Annotated in this window: 1 protein-coding gene; it reads left to right on the top strand. The window is 44.8% G+C overall.

Features of this window, described 5'->3' with window-relative positions; translation table 11 throughout:
- Positions 1 to 248 (top strand): beta-ketoacyl synthase N-terminal-like domain-containing protein (locus HMPREF2886_RS32580; RefSeq protein ID WP_305885006.1); only part of this gene is annotated, 248 nt, incomplete at both ends.

Here is a 248-nt window from a genome sequence, read left to right as displayed (position 1 = left end):
AACAACACCATTAGGTGTTGGTGGTTTTGGTGCAGTACGTGCATTATCAACACGTAATGATGATCCTCAAGCGGCAAGTCGCCCATGGGATAAAGATCGTGATGGTTTCGTGTTAGGTGATGGTGCAGGTGTGTTACTCCTCGAAGAGTATGAACACGCTAAAGCACGTGGCGCTAAAATTTATGCAGAAGTTGTTGGTTTTGGTATGAGTAGTGATGCTTACCATATGACCTCTCCTGCAGAAAATG

It is taken from the genome of Pseudomonas sp. HMSC066A08 (assembly GCF_001813025.1).
GTDB classification, from domain to species: Bacteria; Pseudomonadota; Gammaproteobacteria; order Pseudomonadales; family Pseudomonadaceae; genus Pseudomonas; species Pseudomonas aeruginosa.
Note: the sequence above shows the minus strand (reverse complement) of the source record. Positions and strands in the feature narration are given on the sequence as shown.